Origin of the sequence: Flavobacterium notoginsengisoli (assembly GCF_014207905.1) — a bacterium.
In the GTDB taxonomy this organism is placed as follows: domain Bacteria; phylum Bacteroidota; class Bacteroidia; order Flavobacteriales; family Flavobacteriaceae; genus Flavobacterium; species Flavobacterium notoginsengisoli_A.
The window spans coordinates 43,490-69,926 of the sequence record NZ_JACHLB010000008.1; the positions used below are offsets into that span (position 1 = coordinate 43,490).

Here is a 26,437-nt window from a genome sequence, read left to right on the forward strand (position 1 = left end):
GTTTTTTTTATGTTCTAATTTTATCACTATCAAAACCGTAATTTTTTAATACCAAAATCATCGATTTAGCAATATAATGAGTATGAAATAACAATCTGTTAATTTCGTCTTTTCTCACCAAAACTCAACCGATTTCGTTGTGATTTTATTATATTTGCTCCGCTCATTTTGAGCCGAATATATCTTTGACATCGTTAACTCCTGACGATACGATTATAAAAAAAAAAAGAAAATGACAAAATCAAAAATTTTTTACACCTTAACTGATGAGGCGCCGTTATTGGCAACTTATTCTCTTTTACCAATTGTTCAAGCATTTACAGCAACAGCTGGAATTGAAATCGAAACCAGAGATATTTCGCTGGCAGGAAGAATTTTATCAAACTTCCCAGATTCTTTGACTGATGCTCAAAAAACTGGAGATGCATTGGCAGAACTTGGCCAATTAGCAACTCAGCCAGAAGCTAACATTATTAAATTACCAAACATTTCAGCATCTGTACCGCAGTTAAAAGCGGCTATTGCTGAATTACAATCACACGGATACAACGTACCAAATTTCCCAGAAGATCCACAAAACGATGCTGAAAAGGAAATTAAAGCAAAATATGCAAAAGTTTTAGGTTCTGCTGTAAACCCAGTTTTACGTGAAGGAAACTCTGACCGTAGAGCTCCTAGAGCAGTAAAAAACTTTGCAAAAGCAAATCCACACTCAATGGGTGCTTGGTCTGCTGACTCAAAAACTAAAGTGGCTTCTATGTCAGGCGGTGATTTTTACGGAAGTGAAAAATCATTAACTGTTGCAGAAGCGAATGATGTAAAAATCGAATTTGTTGCTAAAGACGGAACTACAACAGTTCTTAAAGCAAGCACTCCATTAAAAGCTGGAGAAATTATTGATAGCTCTGTTTTAAGTGTAAATAAATTAAAAGCTTTTGCTGCTGATGTTATCGCTGAAGCTAAAGCTGCAGGAGTTTTACTTTCTGTACACTTAAAAGCTACTATGATGAAAGTTTCTGATCCAATTATCTTCGGCGCTATCGTTGAAGTATATTTTGCAGATGTTTTCAAAAAATACGCTTCTTTATTTGCTGAATTAAACGTTGATACAAGAAACGGTTTAGGTGATATCTACGCTAAAATTGCTGGAAGACCTGAGCAAGCAGAAGTTGAAGCTGCTATTGATGCGGCAATCGCTAACGGACCAGCTTTGGCAATGGTTAATTCTGATAAAGGAATCACAAACTTACACGTTCCTTCAGACGTTATTGTTGATGCTTCTATGCCAGCAATGATTCGTACTTCTGGTCAAATGTGGAACAAAGAAGGAAAAGCTCAAGATACATTTGCAGTTATTCCAGACCGTTCTTACGCTGGAGTTTATACAGCAACTATCGATTTCTGTAAAAAACACGGTGCTTTTGATCCTAAAACAATGGGAAGTGTTCCTAACGTTGGATTAATGGCTCAAAAAGCAGAAGAATATGGATCTCACGATAAAACTTTCCAAATGAAAGCTGATGGAGTTGTTCGTGTTGTTGATGCAAACGGAAATGTTTTAATGGAACAAAACGTTGAAGCAAACGATATCTTCAGAATGTGTCAAGCAAAAGATGCTCCAATTCAGGACTGGGTAAAACTAGCTGTAAACAGAGCTCGTTTATCTGATACTCCTGCTGTTTTCTGGTTAGACGAAAACAGAGCACACGATAGAGAATTGATCGTAAAAGTTCAAAAATACCTTAAAGACTACGATACTACAAACTTAGATATCCGTATTTTAAACCCAATTGCTGCTACTGAATTTACTTTAGACAGAATCATTAAAGGTTTAGACACTATCTCTGTAACTGGAAACGTTTTACGTGATTATTTAACAGATTTATTCCCAATTTTAGAATTAGGAACTTCTGCTAAAATGCTTTCTATTGTTCCGTTAATGAACGGTGGTGGATTGTTCGAAACTGGTGCTGGAGGTTCTGCTCCTAAACACGTTGAGCAATTTACAGAAGAAGGATATTTACGTTGGGATTCATTAGGAGAATTTTTAGCTCTTGGAGCTTCTTTAGAGCATTTAGGACAAACTTTAGACAATTCTAAATCAATTGTTCTATCTGAAACTTTAGATCAAGCAAACGATAAATTCTTAGCAAACGATAAATCTCCAGCTCGTAAAGTGGGTCAAATTGACAACCGTGGTTCTCACTTCTATTTAGCATTCTACTGGGCTCAAGCTTTGGCTGCTCAAACTAAAGATGCTGAATTGAAAGCAATCTTTACTCCAATTGCTGCTGAATTTGAAGCTAACGAAGCTAAAATCGATGCAGAATTAATTGGCGCTCAAGGAAAAGCTCAAAACATTGGCGGATACTATCAGCCAACTCCAGAGTTAGTGAGTAAAGCAATGCGTCCAAGTGAAACTTTCAACGCAATTATTGCTAAAATCAAATAATTAAGAATACAATTATATTTCTTTATAAATAAAAGGACAACTCACAAGGTTGTCCTTTTTTTATCTTAACTTATGTTTAACAGTCGTTTCTTCCAGATATTTAAGCTAGAATTGTTATCTATGTAAATCAAAATCAATATAATGATTACAAAAAATACCTGCACATTTTTTCTTTTTATTCTAACGATTTTAACCTCATTTGCGCAGGAAAAATTTACTTTAAGCGGAACTATCAGCGACAGCAAAAACAATGAAACTCTAATTGGAGTTAACATCTATATTCCATCATTAAAAATTGGCACTACAACAAACGAATATGGATTTTATTCTCTTTCTGCACCAAAAGGAGAATATGATATTGAAATAAGTTATTTGGGCTATAAAACCATTCAAAAAAAAATCATTTTAAACCAGAACACTAAAAACAATTTTTTAATTAGCGAAAGCGACGCAGAAGAACTTCAGGAAGTTGTTGTTACCGACAATAAAGGTAAAATAAACATCAAGTCGCCCGAAATGAGCGTTAACAAACTCTCTATTTCAACCATTAAAAAAATGCCTGTTGTTTTAGGAGAAGTAGATGTTCTTAAATCTATTTTATTACTTCCTGGCGTTACCAATGCAGGAGAAGGCGCATCGGGATTTAATGTTCGCGGAGGTGGTGCCGATCAGAACTTGATTCTATTAGATGAAGCTACCATTTTTAATTCTTCTCACGTTTTTGGTTTTTTCTCTGTTTTTAATCCTGATGCTATTAAAGATTTAAAATTATATAAAGGAGGAATTCCAGCGCGTTATGGAGGAAGAGCTTCTTCTGTTTTAGATATTTACCAAAAAGACGGCAGCAGTAAAGATTTTCATATGAATGGTGGTATCGGTTTAATTTCAAGCCGATTACTTGCCGAGGGGCCGATTGTAAAAGACAGAGGTTCATTTCTAATTGGAGGAAGAGCTTCTTATGCACATTTATTCTTAAAACTTTCAGAAGACAACAAAGATAACGCTGCCTATTTTTATGACTTAAATACTAAATTAAGCTATAAATTAAACGATAACAACAGTTTATATTTGTCTGGTTATTTTGGGCGCGATGTTTTTAGATTAAACAAAAGTTTTACCAATACATACGGAAATTCGATTTTAAATTTGAGATGGAACCATTTGTATTCTGATAAATTATTCGCAAACCTTTCTCTAATCTATAGCGATTATTATTACGGATTAGATCTTGATTTTGTTGGTTTTAAATGGGATTCTGGAATTAAAAACTACAACATCAAATACGATTTCAAACATTATCTTTCAGACAAACTGAAATTGAATTACGGATTAAATGGAACTTATTATGAATTTAATCCGGGAACTGTAAAACCCACAGGAACAGATTCTGGAATAAATCCGGATCAACTTGATAGAAAGTACGCTTTCGAACCTTCTGCATACTTAGACGCAGAAAGCCAACTTTCTAATAAAATTAATATTGCATATGGATTACGCTATAGTTTGTTTTATAGATTAGGAAGTTCAACGATTAATTATTACGATAACAACCAGCCTGTTGTCTATGATACAGATCTACAGATTTACGAAAAAGGAACACCTTCTTCGACAAAATATTTTGGCAAAAACAAAGTCATTCAGAGTTATGATAATTTCGAGCCTCGATTTTCCGTTTCTTATCAATTAAATGAAAATCAAGCTTTAAAGGCAAGTTATAATAGAATGGCACAATATCTTCAGCTAATTTCAAATACTTCCTCTCCTACTCCTTTAGATGTCTGGATGCCTAGTGATAATTATATCAAACCTCAGCTCGCAGATCAAGTTGCTTTGGGGTATTTTAGAAACATTAAAAATGGAGACTATTCTTTTGAAATTGAAACCTATTATAAGGAAATTCAAAATAGATTAGATTATATAGATGGTGCCGATTTAATAGCCAATGACGCGATCGAACAAGTTATTCTAAACGGACAAATGAGATCTTACGGTTTGGAAATTATGTTTAAGAAAAACAAAGGCAAATTCAATGGTTGGATTGCTTATACTTTATCAAGATCGGAACAGCAAACACCAGGCAGAACTTCGGAAGAACCAGGAATAAATAATGGCAAATGGTATGCTTCTGCTTATGACAAAACACATAATTTAGCTATAACATCTGTTTACAATTTGAATGAAAAATGGTCTTTTGGGGCTAATTTTGCTTTGCAGTCCGGACAACCTGTCACGTATCCAAATGGACAGTATGAATATTTAGGAATTACGGTTCCAAGTTACGGGTTAAGAAATGAAAACCGACTTCCTGCATATCATCATTTAGATATTTCAGCTACTCTGACGCCGAGAAAAAATAAAGATAGAAATTGGAAAGGAGAATGGGTTTTCAGCATTTACAATCTTTACAATAGAATGAATGCAGCATCGATTAATTTTCGCCAAAATGTTGATACTGGTGTAAATGAAGCTGTACAATTGTCTATTTTTGGAATTGTACCAGCAGTAAGCTACAACTTCAAATTCTAAAAAATAGAGTAAAAGAATAAAAATATAGGTATGAAAAAAGCAGTTTATTTTATCTCATTTTTGACTTTTCTTTTCTTTGCAAGCTGTGAAGATGTTGTTGATGTTGACTTAGACACTGCGCCTCCAAAATTAGTTATCGAAGCTGCAATTAATTGGGAAAAAGGTTCTACAGGAAGACAACAGACTATTAAATTAACGACCACAACGGGTTATTTTGATCAATTAGTGCCAATAGTTTCGGGTGCTGTAATTTACATTAACAACAGTAGAAATCAAAGATTCAATTTTAATGAAGTTAATAAATCTGGACGTTATGTCTGTAATAATTTCACGCCCGTTATTAACGAAACCTATACCTTAACTGTCGTTAGCGGAGGAAATACTTACAAAGCTACCGAAACCCTAAAATCTGTTGCTCCAATAACTCGAATTGAACAAAAAAATGATGGAGGTTTTACAGGAAAAGATATTGAAATAAAAGCTTTTTACACCGATCCAGCTGATGAAGAAAATTATTATTTGTTTAAATACGTTTATTCAAGCAAAGTAACTTCTACCTATTATGTATCTGAAGATAAATTCTATCAAGGAAATGAAATCTACAGCAGCACGGAAGATGAAGACTTAAAAGCCGGAGATGAAATTGAAGTAACGCATTACGGAATTTCTAAACAATATTACAATTATATGAATATTTTGGTAAGCATTGCAGGATCTAATGTTGGCGGTCCTTTTCAATCTCCGCCTGCAACCGTAAAAGGAAACATCGTAAATACAACAGATAAAAATAATTATCCCCTCGGTTATTTCTCTTTAAGCGAAACCGATAATAAAAAATACAAAATTCAATAATTTATGCAGCCCCTAATCAAAGTCTTAGCCGAAAAAAAACTTACTGGCCATTTTATCGAAATGTCTTTCATTGAAAATAAAACTTTTCAATTGTGGAATGGCTTTATGCCTCAGAAAAAAGAAATTAAAAACACAGTCGATGCAAATTTGTATTCGTTAGAAGTCTATCCAGAGCATTATTTTGATAATTTTAATCCAAGCAATAATTTTCAGAAATGGGCTGCTGTTGAAGTTTCTAGTTTTGAAAATCTTCCGTCTGAAATGAAAACGTTAAATGTTCCTAGCGGTCTATACGCCGTATTTCTTCATGTAGGACCAGCAACTGACGCACATAAAACTTATAATTATATTTTTGCAGAATGGCTTCCTAATTCAGCATATAATGTTGACGAAAGACCTCATTTTGCAATAATGAATGAAAAATATAAAAAAGATGATCCTACTTCGGAGGAAGAAATTTGGATTCCTATAAAAAATAGAAATTAATGGCATTAATTCAAACCCTAAAAATACTTTTTAATCGAGATTTAGATAAACTTAAGTTCGAAATCGAATCGTATGAAAGCGAAAATTCACTTTGGATTATAGACAAAAATATTTCCAATTCAGCAGGAAATCTTTGTCTTCATTTGATGGGAAATCTAAACACCTACATTGGAGCAGAAATTGGAAAAACGGGTTATATAAGAAATCGTCCTTTAGAATTTTCACTTAAAGACATTCCGAAAAGAGAATTAATCCAAAAAATTGAAGATACAATCTCAGTTGTAAATAATGCGCTCGATTCTTTAGCCGAAGCAGACTTAGAAAACATTTATCCTCAAATCGTTTTTGAAAAAGAAATGACAACGGGATTTTTTCTGGTTCATCTTTCAACACATTTGGCTTATCATTTAGGACAAATAAACTATCATAGACGATTGTTAGATGAATAGTTTTTTTTTGCCACAAATTAAAAGAATCAAAATAATTAATCTGTGAAATCTGTGGCAAAAAATTAGAATTCTAAAATTGTAGCTGTAACTTAGCACCACATTCAAAAAAACGCACATGTCATCACACCATATAGTCCGAGACGATCAGGAACCAGCTTTAATCATTGCAAACGGAGCCGCGTGCGATCCTGAGTTATTAGGACAATTATTGGAATGGTCTCCGCTAGTTATCGTTTTGGATTCGGCAATAGAAAGAGTAATCGAATTAGGCATTAAAGTCGATGTTCTTTTAGGAGATTTTGATCGTGGATTTGATCCAGAAATCTACAAAACTTCACAGTTTCCAATCGAAATCGTTCACACGCCAGATCAGGACAAAACCGATTTGGAGAAAGCTTTTGATTATTTAATTGAAAGAAAAATTCCAGCCGTAAATGTCGTTTGGGCAACAGGAAAACGCGCCGATCACACTATTACCAATCTTACACAAATCGTTCGATATAGAAACTTATTGAAAATCGTAATTCTTGACGATCATTCGAAAATCTTCCTTTTACCAGCAAAATTTGAGAAATGGTATACAGCCAAAACACCTATCTCGTTAATTCCGATTGGAGTTGTAAACGGAATTTATTCGACTAATTTAAAATATGAATTAAATGACGATACGCTCACAATGGGTTACAGAACCGGAAGCAGTAATTCTGTAGAAAAAGACGGAATTGTAACGATAACACATCGTGAAGGTGATTTGCTTTTGATGGAATGTTTTGATTAATACTACCTTAAACAAGATTATTTTCTTGTAGTAAAAAGATTATTTAATATTTTTGATAAATATACGCAATTGAAATAGGACACAGATTCGATCTTTACGTATAATTGATATTATAATATAAATAATGAAACATCATTTTGGAGATAATTTGGATAGAACTGGTGATTACTGGACAACAATTCCAAATAGAGAAAGATTTGCTTTTATTGCAGATTTTGAAATCACAAACAAAGACGAAGTAAAAATTCTAACTATAAGTAAAACCCAAAATAAACTTCATTGGGAGCAAATTTTTGATTGTCCAAATCTTGAAGAATTAACTCTGCATGATGCAACTAAAGAACAAGTCCAAGCTATCCGAAAGTTGACTAACATTAAGAGATTGAGAATTACCTTTTTGAGAACTACTGACATTGAATTCATAGGAGAGTTATTCAATTTAGAAGAACTAATTCTTGAATATGTTTCTGGATTTTCAGATTTATCGCCATTAAAGAAATTAAAAAAACTAAAATCTGTTCATTTTGAAAATTTAAGAAGAGTAACTGACTTTAGTGGATTATCAGAAATAGAAAGCTTAAGATATATCTATATAAATGGAACTTTAGATTGGAATCAGCCAATTGAAAATTTTGACTTTTTAAGTGAAGTTCCTAATTTAGAAATTCTTTGTATGGGGTTTGGAGTTAAAATTCTAAATACAACATACCCAATTTTCAAATCGTTAGTTAAGAACAAAAAGATTAAGAAATTAAGATTAGGTCGGGGATTTTGCAGTTTAGAAGACTACGCGTTTGTTGAAGTATTATTTGGAAAAGAAAACATTGTTTATTTTGATGATAGTCCTGTTGAACTTTTCTTTGAATATGAAAAAAGAATTGAATTTTTAGGAAAAGGAATGAGAGCCATATCTTCGGAAAATTCAAATGAAAAGTGCGAAAAAATTAGACAAGAATACGAAAAAATGAAAATAACAGCGAAAGAGTATCTATTAAGTCACCCTTAATAAGCTTTATCATTCATTGAGCAGTAGAATAAAACCGTTTCTAAAAAATGGAATATCTATCTTTGCATCGAAATCAATACAAATGAAAGCAGACAACAATTCACAAAAAGACAATTTACATCCAAGAAATCTTCATCGTTTGCGTTATGATTTCGAAAAACTGATCTCAAATTGTCCCGAATTAAAAGCTTTTGTTTCGACTAATAAACACGGAATCGAAACGGTTGATTTCAGTAATCCGCTTGCAGTAAAAACTTTAAACAAAGCTTTACTTCAAACGTATTATGGAATTGAAAATTGGGACATTCCTAAAAATTATCTTTGCCCGCCAATTCCAGGACGAGCAGATTATATTCATTATATCGCCGATTTATTAGCAGAAAGCAACAACAATCAAATTCCTGATAGTTCCTATGTTTTAGGTCTCGATATCGGTACAGGCTCCAACTTAATTTATCCGATATTAGGAAATTCTATTTACAATTGGAGTTTTGTGGGAACCGATGTTGACCAAAAATCAATTGAAAATTGCAGCAAAATTATCGAAGCAAATCCCAATTTAATAGATTCTATAAGCTTACAGCAACAGACAGAACCTCGATTTATTTTTAAAAATATAATTACACCCGAAGATCGTTTTGCTTTTACGATGTGTAATCCGCCTTTTCATGCTTCGGCTGAAGAAGCAAACAAAAGCTCTTTAAGAAAAGTTTCTAATCTTAATCCGAAAGAGAAAAGAAACACCAATCCTGTTTTAAATTTTGGTGGTCAAAATGCAGAATTATGGTGTAATGGTGGTGAAATCGGATTTATAACTCAAATGATTTACGAGAGCGCCAAATATCCTTCGCAGGTTTTATGGTTTACTAGTTTAGTTTCTAAAAAGGAAAACCTCGCATCGATCTATAAAATCTTGAAAAAAGTAAATGCCGTTTCAGTAAAAACTATCGAAATGTCTCAGGGACAGAAAACGAGCCGTATTGTGGCTTGGAGTTTTTTCGAAAACCCACAATCACAAAACCAATTCTTCTAAAACACTGATTTCCAAATCAAAACCTTGATTTTATAATTTGCTTTTGCTACATTTATTGTAAACTATTTAAAATCAAAATCATGGCAGAATATATTGGTTATCTCGCATCTGTTTTTATTGTTGGAGGTTTTCTATTAAAAAACCTTAGAACAATCCGATTTATTAATATGTTTGGCTGTATTTGCTTTGTCATTTATGGCATTTTTCTAAATGATTATAGGGATTTTAATCAATGGCTTTGGCCTGTAATTATTCCGAATGCAATTTTAGCTTTTGTACAGATTTATTATCTGACTTCCAAAAATGATAAATCTTAAAATTATGATACTTTAAAATAAAATTCTGATACACTTTCCGCTTACGATAATCGTAACTTTAAGCTTAAAATTGAATTTTATTACCATGTTAAAACATTATTCTCGCCTTCTAATCTTATTGCTTTTATTTTTAATTTCAAGTTGTGCTTCAAAAAAAGCAAAATTTGAAGATTATGTTTTCAAAACCAAAACCGAAGAAGTAAAATATCAAACCGCCTACGATAAGGCTTTAAAACTTTGGAATATTCCTTACACGGAAGAAGATGTAAAAACAAGTTTCGGAACAGCTCACGTAGTTATTGCAGGCCCAAAAAATGGAAAAGATTTGGTTTTACTCCACGGAATGGATGCCAGCTCTACTATGTGGTATCCAAATATTAAAGCTTTTACTAAAAAACATCGTGTTTATGCCATTGATTTTATAATGGAACCCAATAAATCCAATTTAACGGCTAAATCTCTTTCATCAAAAGATATTCTCGCATTTTATAATGAAGTTTTTGATCACTATAAATTAAAGAAATTTGATTTAATTGGCGCTTCACGAGGTGGTTGGATTGCTACTTTATTAGCAACTCAAAAGTCAAATTCTATTGATAAAATAGTATTGTTAAGTCCGGCACAAACTTTCCAATTTATTGATAAAGTTGGAAAGACAAGTTCAGCTTTAATGCTAAAACTTTTTCCTAGTGAAAAGAAATTTGGAAAAACATTAAAAACCTTTTCTACTCATCCGGAAAACATCAGCGTTATTTATAAAAGACAGTTTTATTTGGCCAATAAATATTCAAAATCTAATTCGAGTATGCTTAAAATGATGCCTTTTTCTCAAAAAGAATTAGAATTAATTCAAAATCCTGTTTTGGTTTTAATTGGCGATAAAGATGTTATTAATTCAGAAGAAAGTTTAGAAAGAGCTAATAAATATCTCGCCAACTGCAAAACAAAAACGGTAAAAGATGCTGGACATTTTTTAACTATTGATCAACCAAAAATTGTAAATGATGCGGTTATTAATTTTTTAGAATAAAAGTTATTTTGCCACAACCCGAGCGATAGCGAACAGGCGAAGCAATTACAAGAATTAGTACGAATTTATATTTGTTTTAGAAACTAAAATTAGTTTAAATTGATGCAATTCGGAACAAACTTTTTAAAGCCTTTATTTACAATCTTCGTATCTTTACAAACCTAATTTTCATCAGTAACAAATGAATTTCCAAGTAGCTTCAGAATACAGTCCAAAAGGAGATCAGCCACAAGCCATACAAAAACTGGCACAAGGTGTAGTCGACGGAGAAAAATATCAAACTTTATTAGGAGTTACCGGTTCCGGAAAAACATTTACCGTTGCCAATGTTATTCAGGAAGTACAACGACCAACTTTAGTTCTGGCACATAACAAAACTTTGGCTGCACAGTTGTATTCAGAATTCAAACAATTTTTCCCAAATAATGCGGTTGAGTATTTCGTTTCTTACTACGATTATTATCAGCCGGAAGCTTTTATGCCTGTTACAGGAGTTTTCATTGAAAAAGATTTATCAATCAATGAAGAACTGGAAAAAATGCGTTTGAGCACCACTTCTTCACTCCTTTCTGGAAGACGTGATGTTCTGGTTGTAGCATCAGTTTCTTGTTTGTATGGTATTGGAAACCCTGTTGAATTTCAGAAAAATGTAATCGAAATAAAAAGAGATCAGGTTATTTCGAGAACTAAATTGTTACATAGTCTGGTTCAAAGTTTATATGCCAGAACAGAAGCCGATTTTAATCCAGGAACTTTCAGGATTAAAGGCGACACGGTTGAAGTATATCCAAGTTATGCCGATGATGCTTATCGTATTCACTTTTTTGGCGATGAAATCGAAGAAATAGAATCTTTTGATCCTAAGACTTCTCATGTAATAGAAAAATTTCAAAGACTTACTATTTATCCTGCTAATATGTTTGTGACTTCTCCAGAAGTTTTACAAGGTGCTATATGGCAGATACAACAAGATTTAGTTAAACAAGTTGATTATTTTAAAGAAATAGGAAAACATCTGGAAGCAAAACGTCTGGAAGAAAGAACCAATTTTGACTTAGAAATGATTCGCGAATTAGGTTATTGTTCTGGAATTGAGAATTATTCCCGTTACCTTGACGGACGTGAAGCTGGAACAAGACCTTTCTGTCTTTTAGATTATTTTCCAAGTGATTATTTAATGATTATTGACGAAAGTCACGTAACCGTTTCTCAGGTTCACGCCATGTATGGAGGTGACCGAAGCCGTAAAGAAAACCTAGTTGAATACGGATTTAGATTACCCGCTGCAATGGACAACAGACCTTTAAAATTTGAAGAATTTGAGGCTTTGCAGAATCAGGTTATTTATGTTTCGGCGACTCCAGCTGATTATGAATTGCAAAAAACCGACGGTATTTATGTAGAACAGATTATTCGTCCAACTGGTTTATTAGATCCTATTATTGAAGTCCGTCCGAGTTTAAATCAGATTGATGATTTGATTGAGGAAATTCAAGTTCGATGTGAATTAGATGAAAGAGTTCTAGTGACTACTTTAACTAAAAGAATGGCCGAAGAATTGGCTAAATATTTAACTAAAGTGAGCATTCGCTGCCGTTATATCCATTCTGAAGTTGATACTTTAGAGCGTATTGAAATTATGCAGGATTTACGAAAAGGGCTTTTTGATGTTTTAATTGGAGTAAACTTACTTCGTGAAGGTCTGGATTTACCTGAGGTTTCGCTTGTTGCCATTTTAGATGCCGATAAAGAAGGTTTCTTAAGAAATCATCGTTCGTTAACGCAGACTATCGGACGTGCAGCGAGAAATTTAAACGGTAAAGCCATTATGTATGCCGATAAAATTACGGCAAGTATGCAGCGTACGATTGACGAAACAGAATACAGAAGAACCAAACAGATTAATTTCAACGTTCAAAATAATATTACACCACAGGCTTTAAATAAAAAAATCGACAGTGCCTTTACGAAAAATCCGTTGGTGGAATATGAATTAGGGCATCCAATTCCTGTTGCTGCTGAACCCGAAACAGCTTATTTATCCAAAGCCGAATTGGAGAAAATGATTCGCGAAAAACGTAAAACAATGGAAAAAGCAGCTAAAGAATTAGATTTCCTCCAAGCGGCTAAACTTCGTGACGAAATTAAAAAACTACAGGAACAGTTGGCTTAATTGTGCTGTTCCTGAAAAATTTCCAGTAATACAATTGGATTGATTATCGTATTAGGCGATTTTTTCATCATTTCCAAAACACGTTTTACAGCAAAAAGATTTAATCCCATTTGTATAGCAATTTGCTGAATGGCCTGAAACTCTCTTTCATGCAAAACGCCATCACAATGCATTAACAAAGCCAGTCTGTAAAACTGATTGATTCGTTGCATTTCAGAAGGTATCGGCAAAGATTTTGTTTCCTGATGAAACAAATCCTGAAACTCTTCCTCACTTATATTCAATTCTGTGGCTACAAGCCGCAAAAATTCAAGCTCACGTTTATGTAAGTGGCCATCTACAGTGGCCAAAGTAATCATTTCTAAAAGTAAACTCTTTTTTTCCGCTTCTGTATTCATCAATTTGTTATTTTTAGCTAAAATATTGCTTTTAAATAAAAACACAAAACATTGATGATGAAGAGGATTTTTCTAGCAGCTTTACTTCTAATAACACTTATTGGAAAAGCACAAAGCACCGCTTCTAAAAATGTATCAACTTTTACAATTGAAGCTCCTCAACTGAATACCTCAAAAAAAATATGGATTTATCTTCCAGAAAATTATTCTAAAGACATTAAGAAAAAATACAGCGTTATTTACATGCACGATGCCCAAAATCTCTTCGATGCTAAAACTTCCTACTCTGGAGAATGGAATGTAGACGAAAAACTGGACAGTTTAAAAGCTCCCGTAATTGTAGTAGGAATCGAACATGGAAATGAAAAACGCATTGATGAACTGACTCCTTTTAAAAATGAGAAATACGGTGGCGGAAATGCCGATAATTATTTAGAATTTATTGTAAAAACATTAAAGCCGTATATTGATAAAAATTACAGAACCAAGGTAAAAGCTAAAAACACTATCCTTTTCGGAAGTTCTCTCGGCGGATTGGTTTCTTACTACGGTGCATTAAAATATCCAGAAGTTTTTGGGAAGGCAGGCGTTTTTTCACCTTCATTTTGGTTTTCTCCAGACATTTATACTTTCGCAGAAAAACAATCCAAAATCAAAACTAAAATCTATTTTCTGTGTGGTGATAAAGAAAGTGACGATATGGTAAACGATTTAAACAAAATGAAACGTTTATTAGATACCAAACGCTGTTATTGCCTTCATTTAGACAAAACCAAAATTGTAAAAGGCGGAGAACATAACGAAAAACTTTGGCGTGATCATTTTGCTGAAGCTTTAATTTGGTTAGGTTATTAATAAGAAATAAAAAAACATCACTATAAATGAAACTAATTTTAAGAGAATACAATCTCAAATTAAAACACACTTTTACAATTTCACGAGAATCTATTGATTTTCAGCCTTCCTTAATTGTCGAATTACAAAGTGAGGGTTTCTCTGGTTATGGAGAAGCTACTTCTAATCCGTATTATAATATCACAGTTCCAATGATGATGCAGGATTTAGAAAAAATCAGAAGCATTATCGAAAATACCGAAGACGAAACTCCTGAGATATTCTGGGCAAAAATTCATCCGTATTTAAAAGAGGATATGTTTGCTTTGTGCGCTTTGGATCTTGCTTACAATGATTTATACGCTCGCAAAAAAGGCAAGAAATTATACGAATTATGGAACTATACGACTGAAAGAAATCCGATGACGGATTATACTATCGGAATTGCTTCTATAGATAAAATGGTTTCTAAAATGCAGGAACTTCCTTGGCCTATTTATAAAATCAAACTGGGAACCAAAGAAGATATTGAAATTGTAAAAGCACTTCGAAAACATACCAACGCTGTTTTTAGAATTGATGCGAACTGTGGCTGGGGCGTTGAGGAAACCATCAATAATGCCGTTGAATTAAAAAAACTCGGAGTTGAATTCTTAGAACAGCCTATGAAAGCGGATAATTGGGAAGGTCATAAAGAAGTATTCAAACATTCTGTTCTTCCTGTCATTGCAGATGAAAGCTGTATTATTGAAGAAGATGTTCAAAAATGTCACAATCATTTTCATGGCGTGAATGTAAAATTGGTAAAATGCGGAGGCTTAACTCCAGGAAAACGCATGATTGAAGAAGCTAAAAAATTAGGATTAAGAACGATGGTAGGCTGTATGACAGAATCTACAGTTGGAATTTCTGCAATCGCTCATTTACTTCCTCAATTGGATTATGTTGACATGGATGGCGCACTTCTTTTAGCAGAAGATATTGCAACGGGAGTAACCATTAAAGACGGTGTCGTGAGTTATTCTAATTTAAATGGAACAGGAGTTACACTTTTATAAAAATGATAGTCGATAAATTTCCTGACCGAATTATTGAAATTAACCAAAAACAGTATTTGTATTTCGGTGGAACTGCCTATTTGGGCCTTTCAACAAATAAAGCATTTCAAGATTTAGTCGTTCAGAATATTTTGAATTGGGGAACGACTTACGGAAGCTCCAGAACAGCTAATATTCAATTAAAAGCTTATGATGAAGGTGAAAGTTTTTTGGCTTCTCATATTGGCTCAGAAAAAGCTGTTACGGTTTCTTCGGGAATGCTCGCCGGAAAATTGGTTATTGATTTAATGAAAAAACAGACGGATTGTTTTTTTCATTTGAATGATACACACAATGCTATTCAAACCGAAAACAGTTTTCCTATATTTTTAAATGGAAATTTAAACGAACGTTTATTAAATTCAAAACCAGAAAAAATAGCGATTTTAACTGACGGCGTTCCTTCTTTTGAAACAAAACCTGTCGACTTATCATTTCTAGAAAAGATTTCAAAAAACAAAGAAATCACTTTAGTTATCGATGAATCTCATTCTTTAGGAATTACAAATAAAAACGGTTCTGGAATATACTCTTCCGTTTCTTTTCCTATAAAAAGAAAAATCATGGTTTCCTCTTTAGGAAAAGCTTTTGGACTAACAGGCGGTGTTATTGCAGGTGATTCTGAATTCATTAATCAAATAAAAGAATTGGAAACTTTTACCAGCGCAGCCGGAATGAATCCAGCTTTTGTGCAGACACTTTCTGATGCTAAAGAAATTTATAAAGTACAGCATCAAAAACTGTTAGATAATTTAAATTACATTGACTCTATTTTAAACAAAAATGACAGTATTAAATTTGACAAAACTTATCCGCTGATTTATTTATTATCCAATGAATTAGTAGAGAAACTAGAACAGGAAAATATTATTATCGCCAGTTTTAGATACAAAAAAGAAGCTGAACCATTAAATAGAATTGTAATTACAGCCAATCATTTAAAAGAAGATTTAGATAAATTAGTTGACGTTTTCAATAAAAGATAGCCACAAATTCACGAATTATTTTTTGATAATCTTTGAGAATAATAATTCGTGAATTGTTTCACCTATTCGCTATCACTCGAGCCATGGCTGAAAAATAAACCGTACATTTGCAAAAAAGTAATGAGCTTTGGCTTCAAGTAAAGATTGGAAAACTTGAAACCTGAAACAAAAAAACTTGAAACAAAAAACAATGACAAATAACGATATACTTAAAAAACTTCGCGTGGCTTTGATGCTCCGTGATGATCAAATAGTTGAAATTTTAGAATTAGTAGATTTTAGAATTTCGAAATCAGAATTGGGTGCTTTTTTCAGAGCTGAAGATCATCCGAATTATATGGAATGCGGTGATCAGGTTTTACGTAATTTCTTAAACGGATTGGTAATTCATTTAAGAGGAACGAAAGAAAACCCTAAAAACCCAAACGAAGTTTTAGCCAAACATAAAGCTGAAATCCCAAAAAGAGAAACTTCTAAGGAAAGACCGGAATTCAAAGCGAGTCCAAAAGATTCTGAAAAATACAGAGGCGATAAAAGTCCGTCAAAATCTGGTTCAGCTACTGGGAAACCTAAAAAGAAATCATTCCCAAAAGGAAATGGAAAACCGGTTGTGGTAGAAAAAGTGGTTTTTAAAAACGGCAATAAGAAAAAATCGTAACCGGGGATTTAACCGCAAAGAACGCAAGGATTTTTACTTAAAAGACTAAATATAAACGCAAAGTTCGCAAAGCTTTATCCATTATAGCTTTGCGAACTTTGCGCTTATATTCTCAATCCTAAATAAAAAATCCTTGCGTTCTTTGCGGTTAAAATCAAATCTTATTCTCTTCTATTTTATAAAAAAAAGCATCTTTAAACGTTGCTCCAATCGGCAATTCTTTTCCATTTACAAAAACAGAAAAATTATCAGTTGATTCAATGTGCTTCAAAGAAACAACATACGATTTATGAGTCTGGATAAATTCATTTTCAGGAAGAGATTCAATTACATTTTTCAACGAAGAATGTGTAATAATCTGCTGTTTTTCGGTATGAATGCAAACATAATTCTGAAGACTTTCTACATACAGAATGTCACTTAAAAAAATCTTTTGAAACTTATTCTTTCCATCGGTTTTAACGAACAGAAAATCAGGCAGATTACTTTGATTGGAAACCACTGTTTTAGGTTCTGAATTCAGTTTCGAAACAGCTTGATAAAAACGTTCAAACGAAATAGGTTTTAACAAATAATCAACTGCATTGAGTTCAAAACCTTCTAAAGCAAAATCAGGATAAGCAGTTGTAAAAATGACTTTTATATTTTTCGAAATAATTCTGGAAAGCTGCAAACCTGTTAATTGAGGCATTTGAATATCTAAAAAAATAACATCGACCGTTTGGGTATTCAAAAATTCTAATGCTTTTAAGGAATCATTAAAAACTCCCGCTTTTTCAAGAAAATTTACTTTTCCGATATAGTTTTCCAATATTCTCGTTGCAGGCGGTTCATCATCTACAATAATGCATTTAAAAGCCATAGATTAGTTTTTTAGTGGTATTTTCAAGTAAGTTTTAAAGGTATTATTTTCTTCTGTTTTTTCAAGGATAAATTGATCCTTATACATGTATTCCAGTCTTTTCGTCAAGTTCTCAAAACCGATTCCGGTAGAAGAATAATTTTCTCCGTTGACATTATAATTAAAAGTAGAAATCTCTAAAAGCCCTTTTTTGATCTGAATGGAAATCAAAGCTTTCTCTTCTTTATCATTCAGTTTTCCATGTTTAAAAACATTCTCCACAAAATGAATTAAAGCCGACGAAAGAATTCTTTCATTTGAATATTCTCCTTCAACAGAAAAATCCAGATATAACTGATCTTCAAAACGTTTTTTCTGCAAATGAATATAATTCTGAATAAACTGAATTTCCTTTGAAAGAACTGCTTCATCCTTATCTGTTTCGGTAATAACATATCGAAGCAAATCGGAAAGCACTAAAATATCATCAGCCATTTCATCTTCTTTTAAAACCAACTGACTGTAAAAAGAATTCAGCGTATTAAACAGAAAATGCGGACTAACCTGTGCTTTCAGCATTTGAAACTCTGCTTTTTTGTTTTCCAAAAGCAATTCCTGATTTTGTTTTTGAGAATATTGAGACTGCCAAAATAAATAGCTTAAGGCACTCAGAATGATAGCCGGCAATCCAAAGAAAAAATTGTCTTTTATATAATATTTTATTTCTCTTGCTTCTTCATAATAATTATGTTCTCCTGTAATTTCAAACATAATTACTTCCTGAAAAAAATACCTCACACCAGCGAAAATCAGTAAAGAAACTGGAATACTTAAAAAGTAAAAATGGATTTTCTTTTTATTTAAAAACCGATCACAAACCGTATAAAAGTTCAATATATAAACTACAAAAACAGACAGCATAAAAGTGCACATAACCCATAAATAAAGACTCGTCTGCTGCACCATTGCAATTCGGTTATTTATTCCGTAATCCCAAAGGATGTAAGTTAAAAACAATCCGAGAAAGAGAATAATGTGATAGTAAAAAGGTATTTTAAGTTTCATAGAAATCAGTTATAAGATCAAAAATACGATTATGACTTTAAAAGAAAATGGTATTTGTATGAAACCTCATTTTTTATAGGATGAACGGCCAAAAACTTTACATGAACATTTTTAAAGTAAGTTTTTAATCGTTGGTCAACTGAAATTCAGTCTTCATCAAAAATGAAAATAAAGCCCAAAATCTGCTGATACATTTGCAATGAATTTAAACACAAAACGTCATGCAAAAAATCATTTTATTACTAGCAATTATTACATTAAACTTAACGTCTGCACAAACTAAGAAAAAACAGATTTTATTGGTCGGAACATTTCATTATGCAAATCCAGGTTATGATGTTACTCAACTAAACAGCTTCAATATCATGTCTGAAAAAAGCCAAAAGGAACTCGAAATAATGAGTGAAAAAATCAAAAAATTTGGCCCAGATAAAATATTTGTAGAATGGGAATTTAGCAAACAAGCTGACTTAGATAAATTGTACAATAAAAATACCGACAGCCTTTTTAAGAACAACAAAAATGAAATAACACAACTGGCACTTAGAACTGCTAAAAAACTGAATCACAAAAAATTATACGGAATGAATCTCTATACTTCTTTTCCATATGACAGTTTAATGATGTCAATGGAAAAAGCAAACCAGAAAGATTTAATGGAGAAAAACAAATTGATTACTCAAAATTTTGAAAAACAACATAACGAAAGAATTAGAAAAAGCTCATTACAAGAAATGATGTTATATTATAACACCAAACAAGCCGAAAATGAAAATCTGCAATGGTATTTGGAAATAGCCAATAGAGCTGGAAATCCGGACGATTTTACAGGGCCATCTTTAGTATCAAATTGGTACAAGAGAAATTTATATATGTATTCTTTAATTCAGAAATTAACCGAAAGTACAGATAACAAAATAATGGTTTTAGTCGGCGCAGGTCATGCTTCAATCATTAGAGGTTTTATAGAAAATGATCCTACATTTGAAATTGTGGATTTGGCAACTGTTTTGAAATAGTGTTTTTTTAACCGCAAAGCACGCTAAGATTTCTTGAGTATTAGAATCTACAAAAACGCAAAGTTCGCAAAGCTATATAGATGAAGCTTTGCGAACTTTGCGTTTTTATCTAGTCTTAAGAATAAAAATCTTAGCGTACTTTGCGGTTAAATTGACTGCAAAAAAAATCCCTCCAAAACATGAAGGGATTTTCTATATAAATTGATTTCTTATTTTAATTAAGAAAGAGCAGCTTTAACTTGGTCAGCAGCTTCTTGGAATTGAACTGCAGATAAGATTGGCATACCAGAGTTGTCAATTAATTCTTTTGCAATTTCAGCATTAGTTCCTTGCAAACGAACGATAATTGGCACATTGATAGCGTCTCCCATGTTTTTGTAAGCGTCAACAACACCTTGAGCAACACGGTCACAACGAACAATACCTCCGAAGATGTTAATCAAGATAGCTTTTACGTTTGGATCTTTCAAGATAATTCTGAAAGCAGTTTCAACACGTTTTGCATCAGCAGTTCCTCCTACGTCAAGGAAGTTAGCAGGCTCAAAACCAGCGTATTTAATTAAGTCCATAGTTGCCATTGCAAGACCAGCTCCGTTTACCATACATCCTACAGTACCGTCAAGGTCAACATAGTTAAGACCAACTTCTTTAGCTTCAACTTCGATTGGATTCTCCTCACGGATATCTCTCATTTCAGCATATTTAGCTTGTCTGTATAAAGCGTTATCGTCGATATTTACTTTAGCATCAACAGCTAAGATTTTGTTATCAGATGTTTTTAAAACTGGGTTGATTTCGAACATAGAAGCATCAGAACCAATGTAAGCATTGTATAATGCGTCGATGAATTTAATCATTTCTTTGAAAGCGTTTCCAGAAAGACCTAAATTGAAAGCAATTCTTCTAGCTTGGAAACCTTGTAATCCTACAGAAGGATCAATTTCTTCAGTAAAGATTAAGTGTGGAGTGTGTTCAGCAACTTCTTCAATATCCATTCCACCTTCAGTAGAATACATAATCATGTTGCGTCCTGTACCTCTATTCAATAAAACAGAAACATAAAATTCAGACGTTTCGCTTTCTCCAGGATAGTAAACATCTTCAGCAACTAATACTTTGTTTACTTTTTTACCTTCTGGCGGAGTTTGAGGCGTAATCAATTGCATTCCGATGATTTGTTCTGCTAACTCTTCAACTTGTTGTAAGTTTTTTGCCAGCTTAACTCCACCACCTTTTCCACGACCACCTGCGTGAATTTGTGCTTTTATTACGTGCCATCCTGTACCAGTTTCGGCAGTTAATTGTTTTGCAGCAGCTACAGCTTCAACCGCATTGTTAGCCACAATTCCGCGTTGTACGCGTACTCCGTAACTCGCTAAAATTTCTTTTCCTTGATATTCGTGTATGTTCATAATATTGAATTTGTCTGGTTCTGAATTTATTTCAGAATAAAAGTGCGACAAAAGTAACAAATAACAACTTAATAGGAAAATCTTTTTCAATTAAATAAATGTTATATATAGGTACTAAGCGTTGATAATTTTTCAAAGCAAACAAATTGTTAACGGAATAATTTGTTAATGTTAACACAAATCATAGAAAACGTTTGATATTTAACAAAAAATTCACTGGTTTTATTGGCCTCCCGACGATTTTTCCTAATATATTTTAAGAGTAATTATATTTTTAGCAATTCGGGATGCTTTATATAATATTATTAATAATTAAGAACCCATTTTCTAATATTACAACAAAAATGAAAGCAAAAGCACAATTCTAATACATTATGTTTAACGAAATCTTTATTTTTGTAAAAAAAATATCAAGAATGAGAGTTAAAGAACAAGGGCTTTATCTGCCTGAATTTGAACACGACAATTGTGGTGCAGGATTTATTTGTAATTTGAATGGTATTAAGTCAAATGATATTATTCACAAAGCATTAGACATCTTAATTAAATTAGAACATCGTGGTGCCGTTAGTTCTGATGGAAGAACTGGAGACGGAGCCGGAATTTTATTCGACATTCCTCATGATTTTTTTAAGAAAGTTTGTGACTTTGAAATCCCTGAAGCGCGTGAGTATGCAGTAGGAATGGTTTTTTTACCAAAAAGCAAAAACCAAGTTTCTTTTTGCATCAATGCATTTGAAGCAACTATCAAAGACCAGAACTTAAAAGTTTTAGGTTGGAGAGATGTGCCAGTTGACGTTGAAAATTTAGGTGAAATTGCCGCAGAAAAAGAACCAACAGTTAAACAGGTTTTCGTTTCTAAAAACGGACAGGATTTAACTGAACAAGAATTTAATGCAAAACTTTTTGCAGCTAGAAAAATTGCAGAACATGCCGTAAGAGGATCTAAAACTTCTGAAAGCCATATGTTTTATTTTACTAGTTTATCGACAACTACTATTATATATAAAGGTCTATTGATGCCAGAAGACATCAGCCGTTATTATATAGATTTGAAAGATCCAGACTTGGTGACTCGTCTTGCACTTGTACACCAACGTTTCTCTACTAATACATTCCCATCTTGGGATCTTGCTCAACCATTTAGATACATGTGTCACAATGGTGAGATCAACACGCTTCGTGGAAACGTAAGCCGTATGCGTGCTCGTGAAGAGCTTATGCAGAGTGCAGTTTTTGGCGATGATATCAAAAAATTATTCCCAATTATCTTAGAAGGAAAATCAGATTCTGCTTCTATGGATATGGTGGTTGAACTTTTATTAATGACTGGCCGCTCACTTCCAGAAGCAATGATGATGGTAGTTCCTGAAGCTTGGGAAAAACACCAGACTATGTCTCCAGAAAAAAGAGCTTTCTATGAGTACAACGCTTGTATCATGGAGCCTTGGGATGGTCCTGCTTCTATTCCGTTTACAGATGGTAACGTAATTGGAGCTTTACTAGACAGAAATGGTTTACGTCCTTCTCGTTATACTTTAACGAAGAGTGGATTTGTAATTATGTCATCTGAAATTGGTGTATTAGACATCGATCCAGAAGATGTAATTCAACATGGACGTTTGGAGCCAGGAAAAATGTTCTTAGTTGATATGAATGAAGGTCGTATCATCGAAGACGAAGAAGTTAAGAAAGCGATAGTTACAAAACGTCCTTACCAGCAATGGGTTGACGAAAATTTATTACCATTAGCAAGCGTACCTTATACAAACAACCCTACTCCTGTTGAAAAATTAGATTTCTTAACAAGACAACGTTTGTTTGGTTATACTATTGAAGATTTAAAAACAATCATCAACCCAATGGGAAGCGATGGAGCTGAAGCAATTAGTTCTATGGGTAACGATACGCCTTTGGCAGTTCTTTCAGATCAGCCACAGTTGTTGTACAACTACTTCAAACAATTGTTTGCTCAGGTTACAAACCCACCTTTGGATGGTATTCGTGAAGAAATCATCACTGACATCAGTTTAGCAATTGGTGGAGATTTCAATATTTTCGAAATTGAATCTAAACAATGTAAAAAACTAAAAATCCAAAATCCGGTTATCTCTAACGAGGATTTGGATAAAATTAGAAATATCGATCACGCAGATTTCAAATCGGCTACTATTTCTACTTTATACAAAATAGAAAAAGGAGTTAACGGTTTAGAGCGTGCTCTTGAAAAATGTGTTCAGGCTACTTTTAAAGCAGTTGAAGAAGGATGCAACATTATCATTTTATCTGATAGAGGTGTAAGCGAAGAATTAGCTCCAATTCCAATGTTATTGGCTTGTTCTTACATTCACCACTCATTAAACATTTTACAGGTTCGTTCTAAATTCGGAATCATTATCGAATCTGCAGAACCACGCGAACCTCATCATTTTGCTTTATTGTTCGGATACGGCGCAAGTGCGATCAACCCTTACATGGTAAACGAAATCATTCACGATCAGGTTGAAAAAGGTTTCATTACAAAAGTAAAAGCAGATTATGCAGTTGTAAACTATAATAAAGCAATTGCAAAAGGAATCGTGAAAATCATGAACAAAATTGGTATCTCTACTTTACATTCGTACAGAGCTGCTCAGATTTTCGAGATTTTAGGTTTAAACAAAACATTTACATCTAAATACTTCCCTTACACTCCATCAAGAATTGAAGGAATTGGTTTAATGGAAGTGGAGAAAGAGGTTAAAAAACGTTTCCAAAAAGCTTTCCCAAATTCAAAAATTGCAAACTTGCTTTCTCTTGAAATTGGAGGTATTTACAGATGGAGACGTGGTGGAGAAAAACACATGTTTAATCCAACTACGATTTCTAAATTACAGCAAGCAGTTCGTTTAAACAGCCCAGAAAGCTATAAAGAATATGCAAATGCTGTAAACGAGCAAAGCTCAAACTTAATGACTATTAGAGGTTTATTTGAATTCAACAATTTAGATCCAATTTCTATTGACGAAGTTGAGCCTTGGACAGAAATCGTTAAGAAATTCAAAACGGGTGCAATGTCTTACGGATCTATTTCTAGAGAAGCACACGAGAATTTAGCGATCGCAATGAACAGAATTGGTGGAAAAAGTAACTCTGGAGAAGGTGGAGAAGATCCAAAACGTTTCCAGAAAGAAATTAACGGAGATTCTAGAAACTCTGCCATCAAACAAGTTGCTTCAGGACGTTTTGGTGTTTCAATCAACTATTTGACAAACGCTAAAGAAATCCAAATCAAAATGGCTCAAGGTGCAAAACCTGGAGAAGGTGGACAGTTACCTGGAGAAAAAGTAGTGCCTTGGATTGCTGAAACTAGAAACTCTACTCCTTATGTAGGCTTGATTTCACCTCCGCCTCACCACGATATCTACTCTATTGAGGATTTATCTCAGTTGATTTACGATTTGAAAAACGCAAACCGCGAAGCTCGTATCAACGTGAAATTAGTTTCTGAAGTTGGAGTTGGAACTATCGCTGCCGGTGTTGCCAAAGCAAAAGCTGACGTTATCCTGATTTCAGGTTATGACGGAGGAACTGGAGCAGCTCCATTAACATCTTTACAGCACACAGGTATTCCATGGGAACTTGGTTTAGCTGAAGCACAGCAAACACTTATCTTGAACGACTTAAGAAGCCGTGTAGTTTTAGAATGTGACGGACAATTGAAAACAGGACGTGACGTTGCTATCGCTGCTTTATTAGGTGCAGAAGAATTCGGATTTGCTACTGCTCCACTTGTAGCTTCTGGATGTATCATGATGAGAGCTTGTCACTTGAATACTTGCCCAGTTGGTATTGCAACTCAGGATCCTGAATTGAGAAAAAATTTCAAAGGAACTCCAGAGCACGTAATCAACTTCATGTATTTCATTGCTGAAGAATTAAGAGAGATTATGGCTCAATTAGGTTTCAGAACTTTAAAAGAAATGGTAGGTCAGTCTCAAAAATTAAACGTAGACAAAGCTATCAAACATTATAAAGCTAATGGTTTAGACTTATCAACTATTTTATACAAACCGGAAAAAGCTAAAACAGTTCCAAATCATAATACAACAACTCAAGATCACGCTCTTGAAAACGTATTGGATTTCGACATCATTAAAGAAGCTATTCCGTCTATCTATAGAAAAGAGAAAACGAGAGTTACATTCAAAATCAAAAATACAGACCGTTCTGTAGGTGCGATTTTGAGTAACGAAATCTCAAAAATTTATGGCGCACAAGGATTACCATCTGACACTATTTTAGTTGATTTTGAAGGTTCTGCCGGACAAAGTTTTGGTGCATTTGCAACAAACGGATTGTCATTTAAAATTCACGGAAACTGTAATGATTACTTAGGAAAAGGTCTTTCTGGAGGAAAACTAATTGTAAAAGTACCTCCTACTGCGACTTTCAATCCTGAAGACAACATCATTATCGGAAACGTTGCCCTTTACGGAGCTATTACCGGAGAGGCTTATATTAATGGTATCGCAGGAGAGCGTTTCTGTGTGAGAAACTCTGGAGCAACAGCAGTTGTAGAAGGAATTGGAGATCACGGATGCGAGTACATGACAGGTGGTACAGTTGTAGTTTTAGGAAAAACTGGAAGAAACTTCGCTGCTGGTATGAGCGGTGGTGTAGCTTACATTTACGATCCAAACAAAAAATTCGATTCGACAGTATGTAACATGGAAATGGTTGCATTCGATCCGATGGAAGAAGAGGACGTTACTAAACTAAGAAAACTGATCAAAAATCATTCATTGTACACTAGCAGTCCATTAGCAAAAAGAATTTTAGCAGACTGGGAAAATGAACAACAGCACTTCGTAAAAGTAATGCCAACTGATTACAAAAAAGCATTAAAACGAATTGCAGAAGAAAAACAAATAGAAGAATTAATAGCAGGATAAAAATCAATTTCAAAAAATAAAATTCCAAATTCCAATCGCAATATCAATGGTAATGTCTTCCTGAGTGAAGTCGAAAGATTGGAATTTGGAA

At 33.5% G+C, this 26,437-nt stretch carries 21 protein-coding genes; 17 read left to right on the plus strand and 4 right to left on the minus strand.

Translation table 11 applies throughout. From position 1 onward, the window contains the following. Positions 1–232 precede the first annotated feature (232 nt). The 11 genes from HNP35_RS20740 to uvrB all read left to right on the plus strand — a co-directional run bounded on the left by HNP35_RS20740 (position 233) and on the right by uvrB (position 13,102). Complete coding sequence (locus HNP35_RS20740) at positions 233–2,452, plus strand: NADP-dependent isocitrate dehydrogenase (RefSeq protein WP_184166722.1); 2,220 nt, start codon at positions 233–235, stop codon at positions 2,450–2,452. Positions 2,453–2,593: 141 nt separating this feature from the next. Beyond that, positions 2,594–4,978 carry a TonB-dependent receptor gene (locus HNP35_RS20745; protein ID WP_184166725.1) on the plus strand — a complete coding sequence of 795 codons (2,385 nt, stop codon included), beginning with the start codon at positions 2,594–2,596 and terminating at the stop codon, positions 4,976–4,978. A 30-nt stretch (positions 4,979–5,008) separates the two neighbouring features. Then, positions 5,009–5,830, plus strand: a complete 822-nt coding sequence (locus tag HNP35_RS20750; RefSeq protein WP_184166728.1) for a DUF4249 domain-containing protein — start codon at positions 5,009–5,011, stop codon at positions 5,828–5,830. A 3-nt stretch (positions 5,831–5,833) separates the two neighbouring features. Beyond that, a complete protein-coding gene (locus tag HNP35_RS20755) occupies positions 5,834–6,316 on the plus strand; it encodes a GyrI-like domain-containing protein (protein ID WP_184166731.1) in 483 nt (160 codons plus the stop codon). Continuing rightward, positions 6,316–6,765 (plus strand): DinB family protein, encoded by a 450-nt coding sequence (locus HNP35_RS20760; protein ID WP_184166734.1) that lies wholly within the window; start codon positions 6,316–6,318, stop codon positions 6,763–6,765. Before HNP35_RS20755 ends, HNP35_RS20760 begins: the two co-directional genes overlap by 1 nt. Before the next feature lie 115 nt (positions 6,766–6,880). Then, positions 6,881–7,543 (plus strand): thiamine diphosphokinase, encoded by a 663-nt coding sequence (locus HNP35_RS20765; protein WP_184166737.1) that lies wholly within the window; start codon positions 6,881–6,883, stop codon positions 7,541–7,543. A gap of 124 nt (positions 7,544–7,667) precedes the next feature. Further along, entirely contained in the window at positions 7,668–8,549 is an 882-nt protein-coding gene (locus tag HNP35_RS20770; protein ID WP_184166740.1) for a leucine-rich repeat domain-containing protein, read from the plus strand. A gap of 82 nt (positions 8,550–8,631) precedes the next feature. Next, positions 8,632–9,582 carry a 23S rRNA (adenine(1618)-N(6))-methyltransferase RlmF gene (rlmF, locus tag HNP35_RS20775; protein WP_184166744.1) on the plus strand — a complete coding sequence of 317 codons (951 nt, stop codon included), beginning with the start codon at positions 8,632–8,634 and terminating at the stop codon, positions 9,580–9,582. Between the two features lie 80 nt (positions 9,583–9,662). Continuing rightward, the gene (locus HNP35_RS20780; RefSeq protein WP_026728847.1) at positions 9,663–9,899 is read left to right on the plus strand and encodes a hypothetical protein; all 237 of its coding nucleotides are present in this window, start codon (positions 9,663–9,665) and stop codon (positions 9,897–9,899) included. Between the two features lie 85 nt (positions 9,900–9,984). Further along, positions 9,985–10,929, plus strand: coding sequence for an alpha/beta fold hydrolase (locus tag HNP35_RS20785; RefSeq protein ID WP_184166747.1), 945 nt, complete (start codon positions 9,985–9,987; stop codon positions 10,927–10,929). A gap of 181 nt (positions 10,930–11,110) precedes the next feature. Beyond that, positions 11,111–13,102: an excinuclease ABC subunit UvrB gene (gene uvrB, locus HNP35_RS20790; RefSeq protein ID WP_184166750.1), complete on the plus strand. Its 1,992-nt coding sequence runs from the start codon at positions 11,111–11,113 to the stop codon at positions 13,100–13,102. Here uvrB and HNP35_RS20795 read toward each other — a convergent pair. Next, positions 13,099–13,500 carry a TerB family tellurite resistance protein gene (locus tag HNP35_RS20795; RefSeq protein ID WP_184166753.1) on the minus strand — a complete coding sequence of 134 codons (402 nt, stop codon included), beginning with the start codon at positions 13,498–13,500 and terminating at the stop codon, positions 13,099–13,101. The genes uvrB and HNP35_RS20795 overlap by 4 nt on opposite strands. A 57-nt stretch (positions 13,501–13,557) precedes the next feature. On the opposite strand from HNP35_RS20795, the gene HNP35_RS20800 reads away from it, so the two are divergent. From HNP35_RS20800 to HNP35_RS20815, 4 genes are all read left to right on the plus strand, one after another. Next, positions 13,558–14,355 carry an alpha/beta hydrolase gene (locus HNP35_RS20800; RefSeq protein WP_184167054.1) on the plus strand — a complete coding sequence of 266 codons (798 nt, stop codon included), beginning with the start codon at positions 13,558–13,560 and terminating at the stop codon, positions 14,353–14,355. Positions 14,356–14,381: 26 nt separating this feature from the next. Further along, positions 14,382–15,392, plus strand: a complete 1,011-nt coding sequence (locus HNP35_RS20805; protein ID WP_184166756.1) for a dipeptide epimerase — start codon at positions 14,382–14,384, stop codon at positions 15,390–15,392. A 2-nt stretch (positions 15,393–15,394) separates the two neighbouring features. Then, positions 15,395–16,417: an aminotransferase class I/II-fold pyridoxal phosphate-dependent enzyme gene (locus HNP35_RS20810; protein ID WP_184166759.1), complete on the plus strand. Its 1,023-nt coding sequence runs from the start codon at positions 15,395–15,397 to the stop codon at positions 16,415–16,417. Between the two features lie 190 nt (positions 16,418–16,607). Next, complete coding sequence (locus HNP35_RS20815; protein ID WP_184166762.1) at positions 16,608–17,075, plus strand: DUF1456 family protein; 468 nt, start codon at positions 16,608–16,610, stop codon at positions 17,073–17,075. 154 nt (positions 17,076–17,229) lie between these two features. Here the strand turns inward: HNP35_RS20815 and HNP35_RS20820 are convergent, their stop codons facing one another. Together HNP35_RS20820 and HNP35_RS20825 are read right to left on the minus strand one after the other, a co-directional pair. After that, positions 17,230–17,937, minus strand: a complete 708-nt coding sequence (locus tag HNP35_RS20820; protein ID WP_184166765.1) for a LytR/AlgR family response regulator transcription factor — start codon at positions 17,935–17,937, stop codon at positions 17,230–17,232. Between the two features lie 3 nt (positions 17,938–17,940). Next, a complete protein-coding gene (locus HNP35_RS20825) occupies positions 17,941–18,981 on the minus strand; it encodes a sensor histidine kinase (RefSeq protein ID WP_184166768.1) in 1,041 nt (346 codons plus the stop codon). Positions 18,982–19,202: 221 nt separating this feature from the next. On the opposite strand from HNP35_RS20825, the gene HNP35_RS20830 reads away from it, so the two are divergent. Then, complete coding sequence (locus HNP35_RS20830) at positions 19,203–20,000, plus strand: DUF5694 domain-containing protein (RefSeq protein WP_184166771.1); 798 nt, start codon at positions 19,203–19,205, stop codon at positions 19,998–20,000. A gap of 218 nt (positions 20,001–20,218) precedes the next feature. On the opposite strand, the gene sucC is transcribed toward HNP35_RS20830, so the two are convergent. Further along, positions 20,219–21,412, minus strand: coding sequence for an ADP-forming succinate--CoA ligase subunit beta (sucC, locus tag HNP35_RS20835; RefSeq protein ID WP_184166773.1), 1,194 nt, complete (start codon positions 21,410–21,412; stop codon positions 20,219–20,221). 416 nt (positions 21,413–21,828) lie between these two features. On the opposite strand from sucC, the gene gltB reads away from it, so the two are divergent. Continuing rightward, positions 21,829–26,346: a glutamate synthase large subunit gene (gene gltB, locus HNP35_RS20840; RefSeq protein ID WP_184166776.1), complete on the plus strand. Its 4,518-nt coding sequence runs from the start codon at positions 21,829–21,831 to the stop codon at positions 26,344–26,346. The last annotated feature ends 91 nt before the right edge of the window (positions 26,347–26,437 follow it).

Excerpts from the sequence above, each read along its gene's own strand:
- HNP35_RS20805 (WP_184166756.1), top strand. The coding sequence starts at position 14,382 with ATGAAACTAATTTTAAGAGAATACAATCTCAAATTAAAACACACTTTT.
- uvrB (WP_184166750.1), top strand. The coding sequence starts at position 11,111 with ATGAATTTCCAAGTAGCTTCAGAATACAGTCCAAAAGGAGATCAGCCA.
- HNP35_RS20765 (WP_184166737.1), top strand. The coding sequence starts at position 6,881 with ATGTCATCACACCATATAGTCCGAGACGATCAGGAACCAGCTTTAATC.
- HNP35_RS20825 (WP_184166768.1), bottom strand. The coding sequence starts at position 18,981 with ATGAAACTTAAAATACCTTTTTACTATCACATTATTCTCTTTCTCGGA.
- HNP35_RS20800 (WP_184167054.1), top strand. The coding sequence starts at position 13,558 with ATGAAGAGGATTTTTCTAGCAGCTTTACTTCTAATAACACTTATTGGA.
- HNP35_RS20780 (WP_026728847.1), top strand. The coding sequence starts at position 9,663 with ATGGCAGAATATATTGGTTATCTCGCATCTGTTTTTATTGTTGGAGGT.
- HNP35_RS20755 (WP_184166731.1), top strand. The coding sequence starts at position 5,834 with ATGCAGCCCCTAATCAAAGTCTTAGCCGAAAAAAAACTTACTGGCCAT.
- HNP35_RS20740 (WP_184166722.1), top strand. The coding sequence starts at position 233 with ATGACAAAATCAAAAATTTTTTACACCTTAACTGATGAGGCGCCGTTA.
- HNP35_RS20810 (WP_184166759.1), top strand. The coding sequence starts at position 15,395 with ATGATAGTCGATAAATTTCCTGACCGAATTATTGAAATTAACCAAAAA.
- HNP35_RS20795 (WP_184166753.1), bottom strand. The coding sequence starts at position 13,500 with ATGAATACAGAAGCGGAAAAAAAGAGTTTACTTTTAGAAATGATTACT.
- HNP35_RS20745 (WP_184166725.1), top strand. The coding sequence starts at position 2,594 with ATGATTACAAAAAATACCTGCACATTTTTTCTTTTTATTCTAACGATT.
- HNP35_RS20820 (WP_184166765.1), bottom strand. The coding sequence starts at position 17,937 with ATGGCTTTTAAATGCATTATTGTAGATGATGAACCGCCTGCAACGAGA.
- rlmF (WP_184166744.1), top strand. The coding sequence starts at position 8,632 with ATGAAAGCAGACAACAATTCACAAAAAGACAATTTACATCCAAGAAAT.
- HNP35_RS20815 (WP_184166762.1), top strand. The coding sequence starts at position 16,608 with ATGACAAATAACGATATACTTAAAAAACTTCGCGTGGCTTTGATGCTC.
- HNP35_RS20760 (WP_184166734.1), top strand. The coding sequence starts at position 6,316 with ATGGCATTAATTCAAACCCTAAAAATACTTTTTAATCGAGATTTAGAT.
- HNP35_RS20750 (WP_184166728.1), top strand. The coding sequence starts at position 5,009 with ATGAAAAAAGCAGTTTATTTTATCTCATTTTTGACTTTTCTTTTCTTT.
- sucC (WP_184166773.1), bottom strand. The coding sequence starts at position 21,412 with ATGAACATACACGAATATCAAGGAAAAGAAATTTTAGCGAGTTACGGA.
- HNP35_RS20830 (WP_184166771.1), top strand. The coding sequence starts at position 19,203 with ATGCAAAAAATCATTTTATTACTAGCAATTATTACATTAAACTTAACG.
- gltB (WP_184166776.1), top strand. The coding sequence starts at position 21,829 with ATGAGAGTTAAAGAACAAGGGCTTTATCTGCCTGAATTTGAACACGAC.
- HNP35_RS20785 (WP_184166747.1), top strand. The coding sequence starts at position 9,985 with ATGTTAAAACATTATTCTCGCCTTCTAATCTTATTGCTTTTATTTTTA.
- HNP35_RS20770 (WP_184166740.1), top strand. The coding sequence starts at position 7,668 with ATGAAACATCATTTTGGAGATAATTTGGATAGAACTGGTGATTACTGG.